This is a genomic window from Alkalithermobacter thermoalcaliphilus JW-YL-7 = DSM 7308, assembly GCA_001584565.1.
GTDB lineage: Bacteria > Bacillota > Clostridia > Peptostreptococcales > Peptostreptococcaceae > Alkalithermobacter > Alkalithermobacter thermoalcaliphilus.
On the sequence record LSFY01000001.1, the window covers coordinates 697,468 to 714,912 of the forward strand.

The 17,445-nt window shown below is 30.0% G+C and carries 21 protein-coding genes; 19 read left to right on the forward strand and 2 right to left on the reverse strand.

Annotated features, from left to right (window positions below; all coding sequences use genetic code 11):
• Positions 1-28 precede the first annotated feature (28 nt).
• From recG to JWYL7_RS03670, 4 genes are read left to right on the forward strand one after another with little or no spacing between them, the layout of a single operon-like run.
• Positions 29-2,077 (forward strand): ATP-dependent DNA helicase RecG, encoded by a 2,049-nt coding sequence (gene recG / locus JWYL7_RS03655; RefSeq protein ID WP_066069096.1) that lies wholly within the window; start codon positions 29-31, stop codon positions 2,075-2,077.
• 32 nt (positions 2,078-2,109) lie between these two features.
• A complete protein-coding gene (rsmD, locus tag JWYL7_RS03660; protein ID WP_066069098.1) occupies positions 2,110-2,664 on the forward strand; it encodes a 16S rRNA (guanine(966)-N(2))-methyltransferase RsmD in 555 nt (184 codons plus the stop codon).
• A gap of 1 nt (position 2,665) precedes the next feature.
• On the forward strand, positions 2,666-3,157 hold the full coding sequence (gene coaD, locus JWYL7_RS03665) for a pantetheine-phosphate adenylyltransferase (RefSeq protein WP_066069101.1): 492 nt from the start codon (positions 2,666-2,668) through the stop codon (positions 3,155-3,157).
• 1 nt (position 3,158) lies between these two features.
• Complete coding sequence (locus JWYL7_RS03670) at positions 3,159-3,605, forward strand: ATPase (RefSeq protein ID WP_066069104.1); 447 nt, start codon at positions 3,159-3,161, stop codon at positions 3,603-3,605.
• Positions 3,606-3,608: 3 nt separating this feature from the next.
• On the opposite strand, the gene ylbJ is transcribed toward JWYL7_RS03670, so the two are convergent.
• Positions 3,609-4,790 (reverse strand): sporulation integral membrane protein YlbJ, encoded by a 1,182-nt coding sequence (ylbJ, locus tag JWYL7_RS03675; RefSeq protein WP_066069108.1) that lies wholly within the window; start codon positions 4,788-4,790, stop codon positions 3,609-3,611.
• A 65-nt stretch (positions 4,791-4,855) separates the two neighbouring features.
• On the reverse strand, positions 4,856-6,118 hold the full coding sequence (locus tag JWYL7_RS03680) for a nucleotidyltransferase (protein WP_066069111.1): 1,263 nt from the start codon (positions 6,116-6,118) through the stop codon (positions 4,856-4,858).
• A gap of 175 nt (positions 6,119-6,293) precedes the next feature.
• On the opposite strand from JWYL7_RS03680, the gene JWYL7_RS03685 reads away from it, so the two are divergent.
• The 15 genes from JWYL7_RS03685 to spoIIIAD all read left to right on the forward strand — a co-directional run bounded on the left by JWYL7_RS03685 (position 6,294) and on the right by spoIIIAD (position 17,439).
• Positions 6,294-7,487 (forward strand): acetate/propionate family kinase, encoded by a 1,194-nt coding sequence (locus JWYL7_RS03685; protein WP_066069114.1) that lies wholly within the window; start codon positions 6,294-6,296, stop codon positions 7,485-7,487.
• A gap of 125 nt (positions 7,488-7,612) precedes the next feature.
• Positions 7,613-8,134 (forward strand): YceD family protein, encoded by a 522-nt coding sequence (locus tag JWYL7_RS03690; RefSeq protein ID WP_066069116.1) that lies wholly within the window; start codon positions 7,613-7,615, stop codon positions 8,132-8,134.
• 13 nt (positions 8,135-8,147) lie between these two features.
• Complete coding sequence (rpmF, locus tag JWYL7_RS03695) at positions 8,148-8,324, forward strand: 50S ribosomal protein L32 (protein ID WP_066069118.1); 177 nt, start codon at positions 8,148-8,150, stop codon at positions 8,322-8,324.
• Positions 8,325-8,485: 161 nt separating this feature from the next.
• The gene (gene fapR, locus JWYL7_RS03700; RefSeq protein ID WP_066069120.1) at positions 8,486-9,043 is read left to right on the forward strand and encodes a transcription factor FapR; all 558 of its coding nucleotides are present in this window, start codon (positions 8,486-8,488) and stop codon (positions 9,041-9,043) included.
• Positions 9,044-9,057: 14 nt separating this feature from the next.
• Entirely contained in the window at positions 9,058-10,071 is a 1,014-nt protein-coding gene (plsX, locus tag JWYL7_RS03705) for a phosphate acyltransferase PlsX (protein WP_066069122.1), read from the forward strand.
• Positions 10,064-11,053 carry a beta-ketoacyl-ACP synthase III gene (locus JWYL7_RS03710; RefSeq protein WP_066072332.1) on the forward strand — a complete coding sequence of 330 codons (990 nt, stop codon included), beginning with the start codon at positions 10,064-10,066 and terminating at the stop codon, positions 11,051-11,053. The genes plsX and JWYL7_RS03710 overlap by 8 nt, the downstream gene beginning before the upstream one ends.
• A 13-nt stretch (positions 11,054-11,066) precedes the next feature.
• Complete coding sequence (fabK, locus tag JWYL7_RS03715; protein WP_149683739.1) at positions 11,067-11,996, forward strand: enoyl-[acyl-carrier-protein] reductase FabK; 930 nt, start codon at positions 11,067-11,069, stop codon at positions 11,994-11,996.
• An 11-nt stretch (positions 11,997-12,007) separates the two neighbouring features.
• Positions 12,008-12,961, forward strand: coding sequence for an ACP S-malonyltransferase (fabD, locus tag JWYL7_RS03720; RefSeq protein WP_066069128.1), 954 nt, complete (start codon positions 12,008-12,010; stop codon positions 12,959-12,961).
• 2 nt (positions 12,962-12,963) lie between these two features.
• On the forward strand, positions 12,964-13,710 hold the full coding sequence (gene fabG / locus JWYL7_RS03725; protein ID WP_066069131.1) for a 3-oxoacyl-[acyl-carrier-protein] reductase: 747 nt from the start codon (positions 12,964-12,966) through the stop codon (positions 13,708-13,710).
• A 35-nt stretch (positions 13,711-13,745) separates the two neighbouring features.
• Positions 13,746-13,976: an acyl carrier protein gene (gene acpP / locus JWYL7_RS03730; RefSeq protein WP_066069134.1), complete on the forward strand. Its 231-nt coding sequence runs from the start codon at positions 13,746-13,748 to the stop codon at positions 13,974-13,976.
• Between the two features lie 17 nt (positions 13,977-13,993).
• On the forward strand, positions 13,994-15,229 hold the full coding sequence (gene fabF / locus JWYL7_RS03735) for a beta-ketoacyl-ACP synthase II (protein ID WP_066069137.1): 1,236 nt from the start codon (positions 13,994-13,996) through the stop codon (positions 15,227-15,229).
• A gap of 108 nt (positions 15,230-15,337) precedes the next feature.
• Positions 15,338-16,309 (forward strand): stage III sporulation protein AA, encoded by a 972-nt coding sequence (gene spoIIIAA, locus JWYL7_RS03740; RefSeq protein WP_066069141.1) that lies wholly within the window; start codon positions 15,338-15,340, stop codon positions 16,307-16,309.
• Complete coding sequence (locus JWYL7_RS03745) at positions 16,299-16,820, forward strand: stage III sporulation protein AB (protein WP_066069143.1); 522 nt, start codon at positions 16,299-16,301, stop codon at positions 16,818-16,820. Before spoIIIAA ends, JWYL7_RS03745 begins: the two co-directional genes overlap by 11 nt.
• 11 nt (positions 16,821-16,831) lie before the next feature.
• Positions 16,832-17,035: a stage III sporulation protein AC gene (gene spoIIIAC / locus JWYL7_RS03750; RefSeq protein WP_066069146.1), complete on the forward strand. Its 204-nt coding sequence runs from the start codon at positions 16,832-16,834 to the stop codon at positions 17,033-17,035.
• A gap of 17 nt (positions 17,036-17,052) precedes the next feature.
• Positions 17,053-17,439, forward strand: a complete 387-nt coding sequence (spoIIIAD, locus tag JWYL7_RS03755) for a stage III sporulation protein AD (protein WP_066069149.1) — start codon at positions 17,053-17,055, stop codon at positions 17,437-17,439.
• The last annotated feature ends 6 nt before the right edge of the window (positions 17,440-17,445 follow it).

A 17,445-nucleotide genomic window follows, 5' to 3' on the forward strand; every position in this document is an offset into this window, starting at 1 on the left:
CCCTTGTTTTTCATTTGAGGTGATTTTAATGGATATTAATACTCCAATTCAATACATAAAAGGTATAGGGCCTAAAAGAGCTAAAAAATTCAATAGCCTAGGAATATACACTTTGTATGATTGTATTTATTATTTTCCAAGGCAATATGAAGATAAAAGCAGGTTTAAGAAAATAAATGAAGTTGAAAATGAAGAAAAAATATCTATAAGTGGAGTAATTATAGGTTTTGAAAGTAGAAAAGTAAAAGAAAATATAAATATTAGTAAAATAAAAGTAAAAGATAATACAGGAATTATAGATTTAGTTTTTTTTAATCAAAGTTATATATTAGGAAAATTTAATGTAAAAGATGAGATTGTAGCGTATGGAAAAATAAAAATAGAATTTGGAACAAGACAGATGATAAGTCCCCAAATAGAACTTAAAGATAAAGAAAATAGTATAGGAAATATAACCCCTATATATTCTCTTAAAAACTCTATTACAAATAATGAAGTTTCAAATTTAATAAAATTAGCTTTAGATAACATAGATCATATACAAGAATATTTACCTGAAAATGTAATAAATGAAAACAAACTATGCAGCATAGATTTTGCTATAAGAAATATTCATTTTCCCCAAAATAGAAATAGTTTGAAAATAGCTTTATACAGGCTTGTTTTCGAAGAATTTTTAATTTTACAACTTGGACTTTTTTATCTTAAAAGTGGCTCTTTGAATAAAAATGGAATAAGTATAAGAAAAAGTCCAAAGTTGTACGATATAATTAATAATTTACCGTTTTCACTTACAAAAGCTCAAATGAATGCTTTAGAAGATATACTTAACGATATGGAAAGTAAAACTGTTATGAATAGGCTTGTTCAAGGAGATGTTGGATCAGGAAAAACAGTAGTAGCTTTGCTTGCACTTGCAAACTGTGCTTTAAACGGATATCAAGGAGCAATGATGGCACCGACAGAAATACTAGCAGAGCAACATTTTAATTCATTAAATGAAATCTTATCTAAGTTTGGAATAAAGGTAGATTTATTAGTAGGAAGTTTAACTAAAAAAGAAAAAGAAGATGTCCTAAATAAAATTGAAAATGGGTATATTGACATATTGGTAGGCACTCATGCTCTTATAGAAGAGAATGTAAAATTTAAAAATTTAGCACTAGTTATAACCGATGAGCAACATAGATTTGGAGTAACTCAAAGAAATAAACTGTCTACAAAAGGAGAAAATCCTGATGTTTTAGTTATGACTGCAACTCCTATACCTAGAACACTAGCTCTTATTTTGTATGGAGACCTTGATGTTTCTATAATAGATGAATTGCCTCCTGGAAGGCAAAAAATAGATACATTTGCTGTTCCTAAAGAAAAAAGGGATATAGCTTATGGTTTCGTAAAAAAACAAGTTAAACTAGGAAGACAAGTTTATATAGTATGCCCATTAGTCGAAGAGTCAGAAGCTATACAAGCAAAAGCTGCAACAGAGCTTTTAGTTGAATTAAAGGAAAATTATTTTAGTAACCTAAGATTAGGATTGCTTCACGGCAAGATGAAACCATCTGAGAAAGATGAAGTTATGAAACAGTTCAAAAATGGAGATATAGATATACTAGTATCTACTACTGTTGTAGAAGTAGGAGTAAATGTGCCTAATGCTACACTTATGATAGTAGAGGATGCTGAAAGGTTTGGACTAGCTCAGCTTCACCAATTGAGAGGTCGAGTTGGAAGAGGAGAGCATAAATCTTATTGTATACTTATATATGGATCAAAAACAGAGATTGCATTACAGCGTATGAAAATAATGGAGCAAACTACAGATGGATTCAAAATATCAGAGCAAGATCTTAAACTAAGAGGTCCAGGAGAATTTTTTGGAACAAGACAGCATGGGATTCCTGAACTTAAGATTGCTAATATTTTTAAACACATGGACATATTAAAAAAGGCTCAAAAACAAAGTAGACTAATTATTATGGAAGACCCAAACTTGACTTTTGAAAAAAATAAAAAATTAAAACAATACATATTAAATAAATTTAAAGATAAGTTAGATAATATATCACTAAATTAAAAATTATGTTAAAATACCAAAGGAGGATATTAATGAGAATAATTTCAGGAACTTTAAGAGGTCTTAGGCTTAAAAGTCCAAAGAGTATGAATATAAGACCTACATCAGATAGAGTTAAAGAATCTGTATTCAATATTATAAATAGCAATATAGCAGATAGTTTTGTATTAGATTTATTTTCTGGTACAGGTTCATTAGGTATAGAATGTTTATCAAGAGGTGCATATTCATGTACTTTTGTTGATAATTCAAAAGAAAGTATATCTATATTAAAGGAAAATCTAAATAAGGCTAGAATGTTACAAAAAAGTGATATTATATTTTCTGATGTTATATCTGCTTTAAATAAACTTGCTGTTAAAAGGGATAGGTTTGACATAATATTTATGGATCCACCATATTTAAAAAAATTAATAATACCTGCTTTAGAAACTATAAGTAAAAGTGAAATTCTTGAAGAAGATGGAATAATAATCGTAGAACACGATTCAAAAGATGTTATACCCGATAAGGTAGGAAATTTAACAAAATATAGAGAAAAACAATACTCAAGTACGAAAATTTCATTTTTTAAATGGAGTGAATAAAATGGAAAGAATCGCTATTTACCCTGGAAGCTTCGATCCAGTAACACATGGACATTTAGATATAATAACAAGGGCTTCTAAGTTATTTGATAAGCTAATAGTTGCTGTTTTGAATAATCCTAGTAAAAAATCATTATTTACATTTGAAGAAAGATATGAGCTTTTAAAGGAAACTACTAATAATCTAAGCAATGTACATATAGATACATTCTCAGGTTTATTAATAGATTATTGTAAGGAAAATAATATATCTGCAATAATAAGAGGCTTAAGAGCAGTTTCAGATTTTGAATATGAGCTACAAATGTCACAAATGAACTACCAGCTCAATTCAGATGTAGAAACGATATTTTTAACAACTAGGACAAAATATTCATTTTTAAGTTCAAGTTTAGTAAAAGAAGTTGCTAAATTTAACGGAAATATATCAGATTTAGTTCCAGATGTAGTTTTAAAAAAACTACAAGACAAGTACAAACAAGGAGGAAGATAAAGTGGAGGTTTTAAAGTTATTAGATGAAATAGAAGATCTAATAGAAGAAAGTGTATCTGTTCCTTTTGGTGGAAAGGCTATTGTTGACAAAAAAGAAGTTCTTGAGATAATAAAGGAAATAAGATTACTAATTCCTGATGAGATAAAGCAAGCTGAATGGATAAATACAGAAAGACAAAGAATTTTAGCAGAAGCTCAGCAAGAGGCAGATGGGATTGTTCAAAACACAAAACTATATATACAAGAACAAGTTGAAAACCATGAAATAATAAAACAAGCTCAAAAAGAAGCAGAAAAAATAATAGAAGAAGCACAAAAAGTAGCTAAAGAAATAAGGATAGGAGCAAAAGAATACGCAGATGAAATGCTAAAGCAAGTTCAAGATAATATGGAAAATTTACACAATATAATAAAAGCAAATAGAGAAGAATTAAACAAAAAGGGATAAAAGTTATCCCTTTAATTTTGTTTTATAAGAATATACATATACAAACATCAACGCAACGAAAAATATTTTATTAAAACCTACAAAGGTATTAAACATAGATTGATTATATACATAATACTCATGGTTAAAAGTAGCTATATCTAGATTGTATTTAAAAAGTGGATACAAAGCATAAATATATACAAAAGATATAATTCCTTGCATGAATTTACTTAGTATATATGTATAAGTATTTATATCTGTTTTGTTCAGAAAGCTACAAGCCTGAGCAATTATAGATATTCCGCTGAAGGATACCAAAAAAGCACAGAGAGATATTTTAAAAATTAAGGATACATCGGTGATTGAAGCTATATTGTTACAACCTATAGTTATTTCAAACAAACCGCTAATAAATGCATATATTAATTCCTTTGACACATTAAACTTAGACAAAATTAAAACAAAAAAGTAAGTGATAAAATCTATAAAATTTGTTATAGTTAATATCCTAAATACTACTGAAAATACTACTATAAATCCTCCTACATTCAAAATAGTATTTATGCTATCGTTTATACACTCACCGAATATACAAAAAAAACCTTTTTTACAATTCATATTATCATAGACCAAATTCTTCACTGCGTTTTTTATATTCCAGTTGATTTTGTAAGTTTCATTGTATTTTTTTCCATATCCTCTAAAAATTATCCCTACTGTTAGAGCTGACAGGTAATGAGATATGAGGATCATATAACCTATAACAGGGTTTTTAAACATTCCAATGCCAACAGCCCCTATGACAAATAGTGGACCAGAAGTACTACAAAATGAAGATAGACGTTGTCCTTCATACTTAGATATGAGATTTTTTTCTCTAAGCTCAGAAACAATTTTTATTCCAACAGGATATCCAGAAATAATAGACATTACAAAGGCAAAGGCGCCTTTACCAGAAACTCTAAACACAAATTGAGTTATGGGTTCAAGAAATATTCCTATAAGGTCTACAACTTTTAATCTTATCAAAAGCCCAGAGCCTATTAAAAATGGTAATAAAGCAGGGACCAACGTATTAAACCATATTTTAAGCCCTAAATAAGCGGCATCCAAAGAATCTTGAGGAAAAACAACTATACAAGATAAAAGAATAAGTATTATTATTCCAGGTATAAATGATGCTACAACTTTACTTTTTCTCATACTATACTCCTCCAATAATATTAATCTCAATATAATTATATTAATGAAGGAGTAAACGTATGTGTTTATTTAACATATATAGGGGATATATAATAATCCATAGAACCTTTTAACATATATTTGTTATTAGAATAGTAAAAAATATTATAAATATCAGTTGATTTTATATCATATTTTAAGAATGTATTTAAAATAGGGTTATTAAAATCTGTTGAACTAAGTTTATTTATTATTGTGCAGTTAGAATCTTGTTTTATTTTTTTTAGAATTTGTCTTCCTTTTTCATTAAATGCTAACACTCGTATATAAGGCGTATTTTGGGTGCTTTTTATATATTCCATATCTTTTTTTTCTATTCCTAAAAGTATATTCATAATAGTTCGTTTAACTTTAGTTAGAGTATATCTTTTAGACTTTATATTTGATAGTAAATCATCAAAAGATGACGATTTAAATGCACAGGATAGTATTTTATTTTCTAATCCCTCATTAACTTCAAGATACCTTTTTATATCTAGTCCTTCTTTAATTATTGTATAAATAATAGTTTCAAAGAAATATTTATCAAACATAGGTAAAAATTTATTATGGATTTGATTTTCCATAATCTCAAATGTTTGATAAGGAACTACTCTACGAAGATCATTTATATTATCATTTTTCCTTAGAAATTCTCTTATAGCTGTTGCACTGCAAATTTCACTTTCTATATTTTTACAGTTGTAGTGTGCTTTTATTCTTTGTATTGTATAAGGTTTAATTTTGCTGTTTGAAGTTATGATGCTTTTTATATATTCTATTCCTAAAATGTTGTTAGGGTTATTTAAAACATCTAACAAATCTTGTTCATCTATACAAGCTAGATTATTTTCTTTCATATAATCAAATAAAGCTTTAGATCTTGCCACAGGAAAAGAATAGCCTAACTTTAAGTATTCCTTTAGTTTTATTTTAAATTCGACTGGTTCATACACAAGAATTTCACTAATTTTATATAGAATATCTATATTTCCTATTTCACTTCCAAAACATATACAATCAATAACATTTGTAGCGTTTAAAGTAGCGATAGCTCCCTTGGCAAAAAATTCTGCACTTTGAGAAGAATATATACAAGGAAGTTCTATTACAAGATCAACACCACATTTTATAGCCATATGTGCTCTTGTCCATTTATCAAACAAAGCAGGTTCGCCTCTTTGTAGAAAATGACCACTCATAACAGCAACTGTATGGGTTGAATTTGTGATTTTTTTAGATTCTAGAAGATGATGTAAATGTCCATTGTGAAAAGGATTATATTCTACTATAACTCCTAATACCTTCATATTAACCTCCTTAAATATACTAATTTAATTATATACAAATATATAAACTTAGTATATGAGTAATAGTATTTTTGATTTAATATTGTGTACTTTTATACAAAAAAATGGTATAGTATTATTGATAAAATTTATTACAATGAGATATTTTCATAAAATATAAGGAGGTATTCTTAAGATGAATGTACTGGTTATAAACTGTGGTAGTTCTTCGTTAAAGTATCAGCTAATCAATATGGAAAATGAGCAAGTTATGGCAAAAGGATTAGCAGAAAGAATAGGAATTGATGGATCAAGATTAAAGCATGAGATTGAAGGAAGAGACAAAGTGGTTATAGAAAAAGAAATGAAAAACCACAAAGATGCTTTAAAAATGGTTTTAGATGCTTTAGTAAACGAAGATTATGGAGCTATAAAAGATATGAGCGAAATATCTGCTGTTGGACACAGAGTTGTTCATGGTGGAGAGAAATTCTCAGGATCTGTTGTTATAACTGATGAAGTTAAGAAAGCTTTAGAAGAGTGTATAGATTTAGCACCATTACATAACCCACCTAACTTAATGGGAATAAATGCATGCCAAGAAATACTTCCAAATGTACCTATGGTTGGAGTATTTGATACAGCATTCCACCAAACAATGCCTAAATCATCATACCTATATGCTCTTCCATACGAATTATATGAAAAATATGGTATAAGAAGATATGGATTCCATGGAACATCGCATAAATATGTTTCTCAAAGAGCAGCAGAAATTTTAGGAGAAAATATAGAAAATCTAAAAATAATTACTTGCCACCTAGGAAATGGAGCTTCAGTTGCAGCTGTAGATGGAGGAAAATCAGTAGATACTACTATGGGATTCACTCCTCTTGAGGGATTAATAATGGGTACTAGATGTGGTGACATAGATCCAGCTATACTACCTTTCTTAATGGAAAAAGAAAATTTAAACGCATCTGATCTTAGCAATTTAATGAATAAAAAATCTGGAATACTAGGATTAACTGGAATAAGCAGTGACTTTAGAGATATAGAAGATGCAGCAGCAGCAGGAGATGAAAAAGCAATACTAGGTCTTGAAACTTACTGCAAAAAAATCAAAAAGTATATAGGTGCTTATATGGCAGAAATGGGTGGAGTTGACGCTATAGTATTTACAGCAGGTATAGGAGAAAACTCTGATGTTGTTCGTAAAGAGGTATGCAAAGGTCTTGAAAGATTAGGTATAGAAATAGATGAAGAAAAGAACAAAGTAAGAGGACAAGAAAGAATTATAAGTACTGAAAATTCTAAGGTTAAAGTTTTAATAGTACCTACAAATGAAGAATTGATGATAGCAAGAGATACAGCTGCATTAGTTAAATAATTTTGGAAAAAATATAGATATAAGGTAGGATAAATCCTACCTTATATTTTTCTATCAAGGAAAAAAACTTGACAAAACAATTACCCATTTGTATAATTAATTTGGCAACGCATTGAGGTGATTAAATGAAAATAAGCCTAGAAAAACTTCTAAAGAAAGAAGTAGATACTCTGGACTTGCATTTTTGTGATGAAATTGATACTATTAATTATCAGGGAAGAAACTTCAAGTTCACATCGCCAGTAAAAGTAGATGGAAAAATATTTAGAGCACATGAGGGCTTATATTTAGATTGCAATATTGAGTTTTCTACGATAGACCTTTGCTCAAGATGCTTAAAGGAAGTAGAAACATCTATATTGTCTCATGTGAAAGGATTTTTAGTTACAAGTGAAGAAGAAATCTTTGAAGAAGAAGATACTTTTGTTTACAATGGGGACGAGCTAGATTTTACAGAAATAATAGAAAACGCATTTATACTAAATATTCCAAGCAAGATACTTTGTAAAGAAAATTGTAAAGGAATATGTGATAAATGCGGAGTAAATTTAAATGAAGCACAATGTGAATGCTTTAAAAAAGAAGAAAATGAAGAATTTATAGATCCCCGTTTAAGTAAGCTAAAAGATTTTTTTAAAAATAGTTAAGGAGGTGGCATAAATGGCAGTACCAAAGCGTAAAACTTCAAAGTCAAAAAGAGACTCAAGAAGAGCGGCTAACTCAAAAATGGTTGCAGTAGGGTTTGTAAAATGCCCACAATGTCATGAGCCTAAATTACCACACAGAGTGTGCCCTGATTGTGGCCATTACAATGGTAAGGAAGTAATAGCTCAATAATAGAAAGCATGTAGAGTATTTCTACATGCTTTTTTTCATAGTGATTTTATCTTGAATTAAAAAATACTTTTTGAGGAATATTGATTAAAGAACAAAAATATTATATACTAATATTAGTATCAGGTACTAATATTAAGTGTAATATCCTGAGGTGAAACATTATGAAGAAAAAAAGTAAAAAGGAAAGACAAAAAGAGCTTTTAGAGATGTTAGAAAAAGACTGTTTTTATACAGATGAAGAACTAGCGTCTTACTTTGAGGTAAGTATACAAACAATTAGATTAGATAGACTTCAATTAGGAATACCTGAACTAAGAGAAAGAGTAAAAAATCTTGCTGAGAGTAATTTAGATAAAGTTAAAACCATAAAGGGAAAAGAAATTTTAGGAGAACTTATAACTTTAGAAGTTGGAAGTTTAGGAATATCTATCTTGGAAACTACTGAAGATATGACATATAGCAAAACAAATATAATAAAGGGTCACTATATATTTGCTCAAGCAGAATCTTTAGCGATGGCAGTAATAGATGCTCCTGTTGTTTTGATGGGAGTTGCAAATATTAAAAATATAGACCCAGTAAGACCAAATGATAGACTTATAGCAAAAGCTGAGGTAGTTAGAGTAAGAAACAAAAAACACTATGTACATGTTAAGATAAACAACAAAAATCATATGCAAGTATTTAGAGGAAAATTCATATTTGATGAGATAAGTTAAAGGAGGAAAAGGAATTGAAAATAGTAGTAGATGGTATGGGTGGAGATAATGCACCACACTCAACTGTTGAGGGTGTTGTAAGTGCTATAAATGAGTTTGGAGTAGATATAATTATAACCGGAGATAAGGCTTTGTTAAGTGAAGCTTTTAATAAATATAGTTTTGACAAAAGTAAATTAGAAATTATAAATACAACTGAAGTAATAGAGAATGAAGATAAGCCAGTTAAAGCAATTAGAAGTAAAAAAGACTCATCAATGGTTGTAGGAATTAATCTAGTAAAACAAGCGAAAGCAGATGCAATAGTTTCAGCAGGAAATACAGGAGCTTTATTAGCAGGAGGATTATTTATTCTTGGAAGGATTGAAGGAGTAGATAGACCTGCATTATGTAGTTATATGCCTACAAAAAATGGGATGTCTATATTATTAGATGCAGGAGCTAACAGTGACTGTAAACCTAGGAATTTATTAGAATTTGGAATAATGGGATCAATTTATGCAAATAAGGTATTAGAAATTGATAATCCTAAAGTTGCTATTGTAAATGTTGGAATAGAAGAAGGTAAAGGAAATGAGCTTTCTAAAAAATCATATGAATTGTTAAAAAATTCAAATGTAAATTTTATAGGAAATGTAGAAGCAAGAGATATACCTTTTGGATATACAGATGTAATTGTATGTGATGGATTTACAGGAAATGTAGTATTAAAACTTACTGAAGGAGTAGCTATGTCTATTTTTTCTATGTTAAAAGAAACATTTAATATGAATCTAAAAACAAAACTAGGAGCAGCACTTGTAAAAGATCATTTGAGAAAAATGAAAGATATGCTTGATTATACAGAATATGGAGGAGCACCTTTACTAGGAGTAAATGGGCCAGTTATAAAGGCTCATGGAAGTTCTAATGGAAAGGCAATAAAAAATGCGATAAAGCAAGCCATTAGATTTATAAATGGAAATGTTTTAGATGAAATTAAATTAACAATAAATTCTATGGAGGATGATATTATTGAAAATTCCTAAAAGAGCAGGGATATTAGGTATAGGTAGTTTTGTTCCTGAGAAAGTGGTTACAAACTTTGATATGGAAAAGATTGTAGATACATCAGATGAATGGATATTTACAAGAACAGGAATAAAAGAAAGAAGAATTGCAGGGGAAAATGTAGCTACATCTGACCTTGCTACTAATGCAGCAAAAATTGCTTTAGAAAATGCTAGCACAAAACCAGAAGAAATAGATCTAATAATAGTAGCAACAGTAACTCCAGATATGACATTTCCATCTACAGCTTGTATAGTTCAAAAAAATATAGGAGCAACAAGAGCAGCTGCATTTGATTTAGAAGCTGCATGTTCAGGATTTATATATTCGCTATCAATAGCTAATCAATTTATACAAAGTGGAACATACAAAAAAATATTAGTTATAGGAGCAGAGACCCTTTCAAAAATAGTTGATTGGACTGATAGAAATACATGCGTTTTATTTGGAGATGGAGCAGGAGCAGTAGTGTTAGGAGAAGTAGATGAAAATGAAGGAATATTATCTACATATCTAGGAGCAGATGGATCAGGTGGACAGTTTTTGACACAACCAGCAGGAGGATCAAGGCTTCCTGCTAGTTTCGATACAGTAAATAATAAACTTCATTTTATAAAAATGGAAGGGAATGAAGTGTTCAAATTTGCAGTAAGAATTATGGGTGAATCAGCTAAAAAAGCTATAGAACTTGCAGGATTAACCAGTGAAGATATAGATTTTATAGTTCCACATCAAGCAAATATAAGGATAATAGAAGCTTCAGCTAAAAGACTTAAAGTTTCGATGGATAAAGTTTATGTTAACTTAGATAAATATGGAAATATGTCATCTGCTTCTATACCTGTAGCTCTTGATGAAGCATATAAAGCTAAGGCTATCAAAAGAGGAGATAATATAGTTTTAGTTGGATTTGGTGGAGGTTTAACGTGGGGATCAGTTCTTTTAAAATGGAGTATTTAGGAGGATGAAAGTCATGAATAGAATTTGTAAGCTTTTGGGGATAGAATATCCCATAATACAAGGTGGAATGGCCTGGATAGCAACAGCAGAACTTGCTGCAGCTGTATCAAATGCAGGAGGCTTAGGACTAATCGCAGCAGGAAATGCACCAAAACAGGTAGTTAAAGACGAAATAAGAAAAGCTAGAACTCTTACAGATAAGCCTTTCGGAGTTAATGTTATGCTAATGTCACCATATGTAGATGAAATTATGGATCTTATATATGAAGAAAAAATTCCTGTCATAACAACAGGAGCTGGTAATCCAGCTAAGTATATGGAAAAATTAAAAACTATTGGAACTAAGATAATACCTGTTGTTCCATCTGTAGCACTTGCAAAAAGAATGGAAAAATATGGAGCTGACGCTTTGATAGTTGAGGGAACAGAAGCAGGTGGACATATAGGAGAGCTTACGACAATGGTATTAATTCCTCAAATTGTTGATCAAGTCAATATTCCTGTAATAGGAGCAGGTGGAATAGCTGATGGTAGAGCAATGGTAGCAGCATTTGCATTAGGGGCTGAGGGAGTTCAAATAGGAACTAGGTTTATATGTAGTACTGAATGTAAAGCTCATGAGAACTACAAAAAAGCACTTATAAATGCTAAGGATAGAGATGCAATTGTAAGTGGAAGGAGTACAGGGCATCCTGTAAGAGCTTTGAAAAACAAATTTATGAAGGAATTTTTAGAGTTAGAAAAACAAGGAGTAGATCCTAAAATACTAGAAGAAAAAGGTGCAGGAAGCTTAAAGATAGCGGCTATAGAAGGAGATATAGAAAAAGGATCAGTAATGGCTGGGCAGGTAGCAGCAATGATAAAAGATATAAAACCTTGCAAAGAGATAATAGAAGAAATAATTGAAGATGCCAAAAAAGTTATTTCTAATCTCAAAGTCTAGGAGGAAAAGATATGAAAAAGGTAGCTTTGGTTTTCCCAGGGCAAGGTGCACAATATGTTGGAATGGGAAAACAGATATATGAAAAGTATGAAGTTGCTAGAAAAATATTTCATAAATCTAATGAAGTTTTAAATGTAGATTTAAAATCTATAATATTCGAAGGTCCAGAAGAAGAACTTACAAAAACAGAAAATACTCAACCTGCAATATTAACTTTAAGTGTAGCTTTACTTGAGGTATTAAAAGAAAATATAAATTTAAAATATGATGCGTGTGCAGGATTATCTTTAGGAGAATATTCAGCACTTGTAGCCGCAGATGCAATATCTTTTGAGGATGCAGTTTCTTTAGTTAGAAAAAGAGGAAAGTTTATGCAAGAGGCTGTACCAGAAGGAAAAGGTACTATGGCAGCTATATTAGGACTTGATAGAAACACTTTATTAAAAGTTTTAGATGAGGCTAAAGAGTTTGGCGTAGTAGAGGCTGCAAATTTTAATAGTCCAGATCAAATAGTTATATCAGGTCAGATAAGTGCAGTTGAAAAAGCTGTTTCTCTTTGTAAAGAAAAAGGAGCAAAAAAAGCAGTATTGCTTAAAGTAAGTGCACCTTTCCATTCATCTATGTTAATAGATGCAGGAGAAAATCTTAGAAAAGAATTAGAAAATATAAGTTTTAATGAACCTAAGGCTAAGGTAATAGCAAATGTAAATGCTAAATATCTAAGTAAAGATAATATAAAAGAATCTTTAGTAAAGCAGGTGAGTTCATCAGTTTTATGGGAAGATTCAGTAGAAAAACTTATAAATGATGGATTCGATACATTCATTGAAATAGGTCCAGGAAAGACATTAAAAGCATTTATAAAGAAGATAGCTTCTAATATGAAAAAAGATATAAATATTTACAATGTAGAAGATCAAGAAAGTCTCAAGCAAGTTATAAATCTTTACAAAGGAGATGAATAAAGGTGATACAGTTAAATGGCAAGGTTGCTTTGGTAACTGGAGGTTCAAGAGGAATAGGAAAAGCGATAGCTATAAAATTAGCATCACTTGGAGCTAATGTAGTTATAAATTATACATCAAAAGAAGAAGAGGCTTTAAATACTCAAGAAGAAATAAACTCTTACGGAGTAAAGTCTCTGATAGTAAAATGCGATGTTTCAAAATATGACGATGTTCAAAACATGATTGACAAAGTTATAGACACTTTTGGAAGAATAGATATTTTAGTAAATAATGCAGGAATAACAAAAGATGGCCTTTTAATGAGAATGAAAGAAGAGGACTTTGATTCAGTAATATCTGTAAACCTAAAAGGAGTATTTAATTGCACAAAAGCTGTAACTAAACCGATGATGAAACAAAGAAGTGGAAAGATAATAAACATGTCTTCGGTAGTTGGAGTTATGGGTAATGTAGGTCAATCAAATTATTGTGCTTCTAAAGCAGGGGTAATAGGTTTTACAAAAGCTACTGCAAAGGAATTAGCATCTAGAAATATAAATGTAAATGCTATTGCACCAGGCTTTATAGATACAGATATGACAAGAGTTCTTAAAGAAGAAGTAAAAGAGGCTATGATAAGAAATATACCTTTAGGAAGATATGGAAGTACTGAAGATATTGCAAACTTAGTGGTATTTTTATCAAGTTCAATGTCTGACTATATAACAGGTCAAGTTATTCATGTAGATGGTGGAATGGTAATGTAAATTCAAAATAATAATAAATTTAAGGAGGAATTATTATGGTATTTGAAAAGGTAAGAAATATAATAGCAGAGCAATTAGGATTAGAAAATGTAGAGGAAATAAAAAGAGAAACTTCTTTAATGAAGGATTTAGAGGCAGACTCTTTAGATGCAGTAGAGATAATGATGGCTCTTGAAGATGAGTTTGAAATTGAAATTCCAGATGAAGATGCAGAAAAATTCACTTGTATAGGAGATATAGCAAGCTATATAGAGCAGAATATGTAACTTTGGAGGTAATCATAATGAAAAAAAGAGTAGTAATTACAGGTATAGGTTGCGTAACTCCAATAGGAATAGGCAAAGAAAAATATTGGAATAGTTTAAAGGAAGGATTTTGTGGTATAGACAAAATAACAAGATTTGATACATCAGATTATACAACTAAAATAGCAGCAGAAGTTAAAGACTTTACCCCTGAAGATTATATAGAAAAAAAAGAAGCCAAAAGGATGGATAGGTTTACTCAGTATGCAGTAGCAGCTGCTAAATTAGCATTAGATGATTCAGGTATTAATCTTGATAGTGTAGATCCAAACAAATTAGGAGTAATTATAGGATCAGGAGTAGGAGGAATAGAAACTCTTGAACAGCAGCACATTAAACTTTTAGATAAGGGACCTAATAGGGTAAGTCCTTTCTTTGTGCCGATGATGATAACTAACATGGCTGCAGGTCAAGTTTCTATAATGTTTAAAGCTAAAGCTATAAATAGTAGTATTGTAACAGCTTGTGCTTCTGCAACTCATGCTATAGGAGAAGCTTATAAAGTTATTCAAAGATCAGATGCAAATATTATATTTGCAGGAGGATCAGAAAGTCCTATAACTCCTTTAGCTGTAGCAGGTTTTTGCACAATGAAAGCAATGTCAACTAGAAATGATGACCCTAAAACAGCTTCTAGACCATTCGATAGAGATAGAGATGGATTTGTAATGGGAGAAGGTGCAGGAATTTTAATATTAGAAGAGCTTGAACATGCACTAAATAGAAATGCAACTATATATGCTGAAATAGTAGGATATGGAGCTACTGCAGATGCTTATCATATAACAGCTCCTGCAGAAGGAGGCGAAGGAGCTGCAAGAGCTATGCAAATGGCTTTAGAAGATGGAAATATACCAAAAGAAGAAGTAGATTATATAAATGCGCATGGAACAAGTACTCCGTATAATGATAAGAATGAAACTATGGCTATAAAGTCAGTATTTAAAGATCATGCATACAACCTTTGTGTATCATCTACAAAATCAATGACAGGACACTTATTAGGTGCAGCAGGAGCAGTTGAAGCAATAGCGTGTGCACTTGCTATAAAAGAAGGGTTTATACCACCTACAATGAATATACAAAACCAAGATCCTGAACTTGACCTAAATTACGTTCCAAATAAAGGGATAAAAAAAGATGTAAGATATGCTCTTTCAAATTCACTAGGATTTGGAGGACACAACGCAACATTAGCATTTAAAAAGTACTAAAATAAAAGTCTTCTGTTTCAAAACAGGAGACTTTTTGTTTTGCAAAAATTTATGAATATTTTTTACGATTAAATAATATTATTTACAAACGAGAAGGAGGACGAGTCTATGAGAAAACTTCCAGAAGAGATAATTAATTCACTTAGTAGAAAAATAAGAACACTAATCGAAAATTGTGATGATAATTTAAAAGGAGAAATAGAAGAAATAAGATTAAGAGTTAATAGACCTTTAATGGTTATAGGAAATAATAAAGAATACTTTTTCGAAGAAAAAGGAAAAGTATCAAACAAGTTAAGTCAAACACTTTACATAGTAAAAAATGAAGACATAGAACAAACATTCCAGATAATATGTAGATACTCAATACATTCATTTCTAGAAGATATTAAAAAAGGATTTATAACAATAAAGGGAGGGCATAGAGTAGGAATAGGTGGAAAAGTATTAGTTGATGGAGAAAGCATAAAAAATATAAAGCACATTTCATCACTAAACATAAGAATTTCAAAGGAAGTTTTGAATTGTTCAAGGAGAGTTTTAAGACATATAATCGCATCTTCAGATAGAGTACATAATACCTTAATAATATCACCTCCACAGTGTGGAAAAACGACATTGCTTAGAGATATAGTTAGAAACATTAGCAATGGAATTGAAGAGTTAGAATTTAATGGACTAAAAACTGTTGTAATAGATGAAAGAAATGAAATATCAGGTTCATATCTTGGAGTTCCTCAAATGGATGTAGGACTTAGAACAGATATAATAGAAGCTTGTCCAAAAGATATAGGGATTATGATGGTTTTAAGGGCTATGTCTCCAAATGTTATAGTAACTGATGAAATAGGAAACAGTAAAGAGATAAATGCTTTATATACTGCATTAAATGGTGGAGTAGGTCTTATAACTACTGTTCATGGATCAGGTATAGAAGATATACAAAACAGAAAAGAACTAAATAGACTATTAGATAGGGATTTGTTTAGAAAGGTAATTGTATTATCAAATAGGCTAGGACCAGGAACAATAGAAAAAATATATGATCTACAAGAAAAGAGGTGTTTATTTGTTAGTTAGAAGTTTACTGATTTTAATTATATTAGTAAGTTCATTTTTTTTAGGCGAAGAAATACATTCTACATATAAAAAGCGAAATAAAGATGTATCAGATTTGATAAAGCTACTAGAAATATTGAACATGGAGTTAAGATTTGGATTATACACATTAAGTGAAGCATTTTTTAAGATCTCACAAAAAAAAGATTTCAGATTATGTGAATTTTTTTACAACCTAGCTAATAAATTAGAAACAGAAAATGATAACACTCTAGAAGATGCTTTTGATGGCTGTGCCTATTTGCTTTATGAAAAAACATTCTTAAAGGCAGAAGAAATAGAGGAACTGAAAAATTTAATACTCAATTTAGGAAAAAGTGATTTTTACAGTCAAGAGAACATAATAAAGCTTGGAATAGAGAACATAAAAAAAATACAGAAAAAAACTCAAGAAGAAGTTTTAAGCAAAGGGCTTCTCTATAAAAAAATAAGTGTTATCATGGGTCTTTTATTAGTAATTATATTATTATAAGGGGGATGGTTATGGGGGCAAATGTAGATTTGATATTTAAAATTGCAACTATAGGAATACTAATATCAGTTTTAAATCAAGTTTTAATAAGATCAGGGCGAGAAGAGCAGGCAATGTTTACAACTCTTACTGGAGTAGTTGTGGTACTTATGATGGTAATAAAAGAAATAAAAGTTTTGTTTGATACAGTAAAAATAATGTTTAATCTTTACTAAAGAAGGAGAGTGATATTTTGGATCTAAGTAAACTCATTGGAACAGCCCTTTTAGGAATAACTTTATCTTTACTATTTAAAAAAGATAAACCAGAAATAAGTATGTTTATAGGACTTATTACTGGAGTAGGGATATTCTTAGCATCTTTACATAAACTCAGTTTTATAATAGATTCGGTAGTTAGTCTATCTAATAAGATAAATATAAATACACTATATTTATCTACAATAATAAAAGTTGTAGGAATATCATACTTAATTGAATTTGCAATTCAAATATGTAAAGATGCAGGAGAAGGAGCGATAGCCTCAAAATTAGAATTTGCAGGAAAAGTCATGATACTTACAATGTCTTTTCCTATAATGCTTTCAATTCTTGAAACTATAATAAATATTATACCTTAGGAGTTT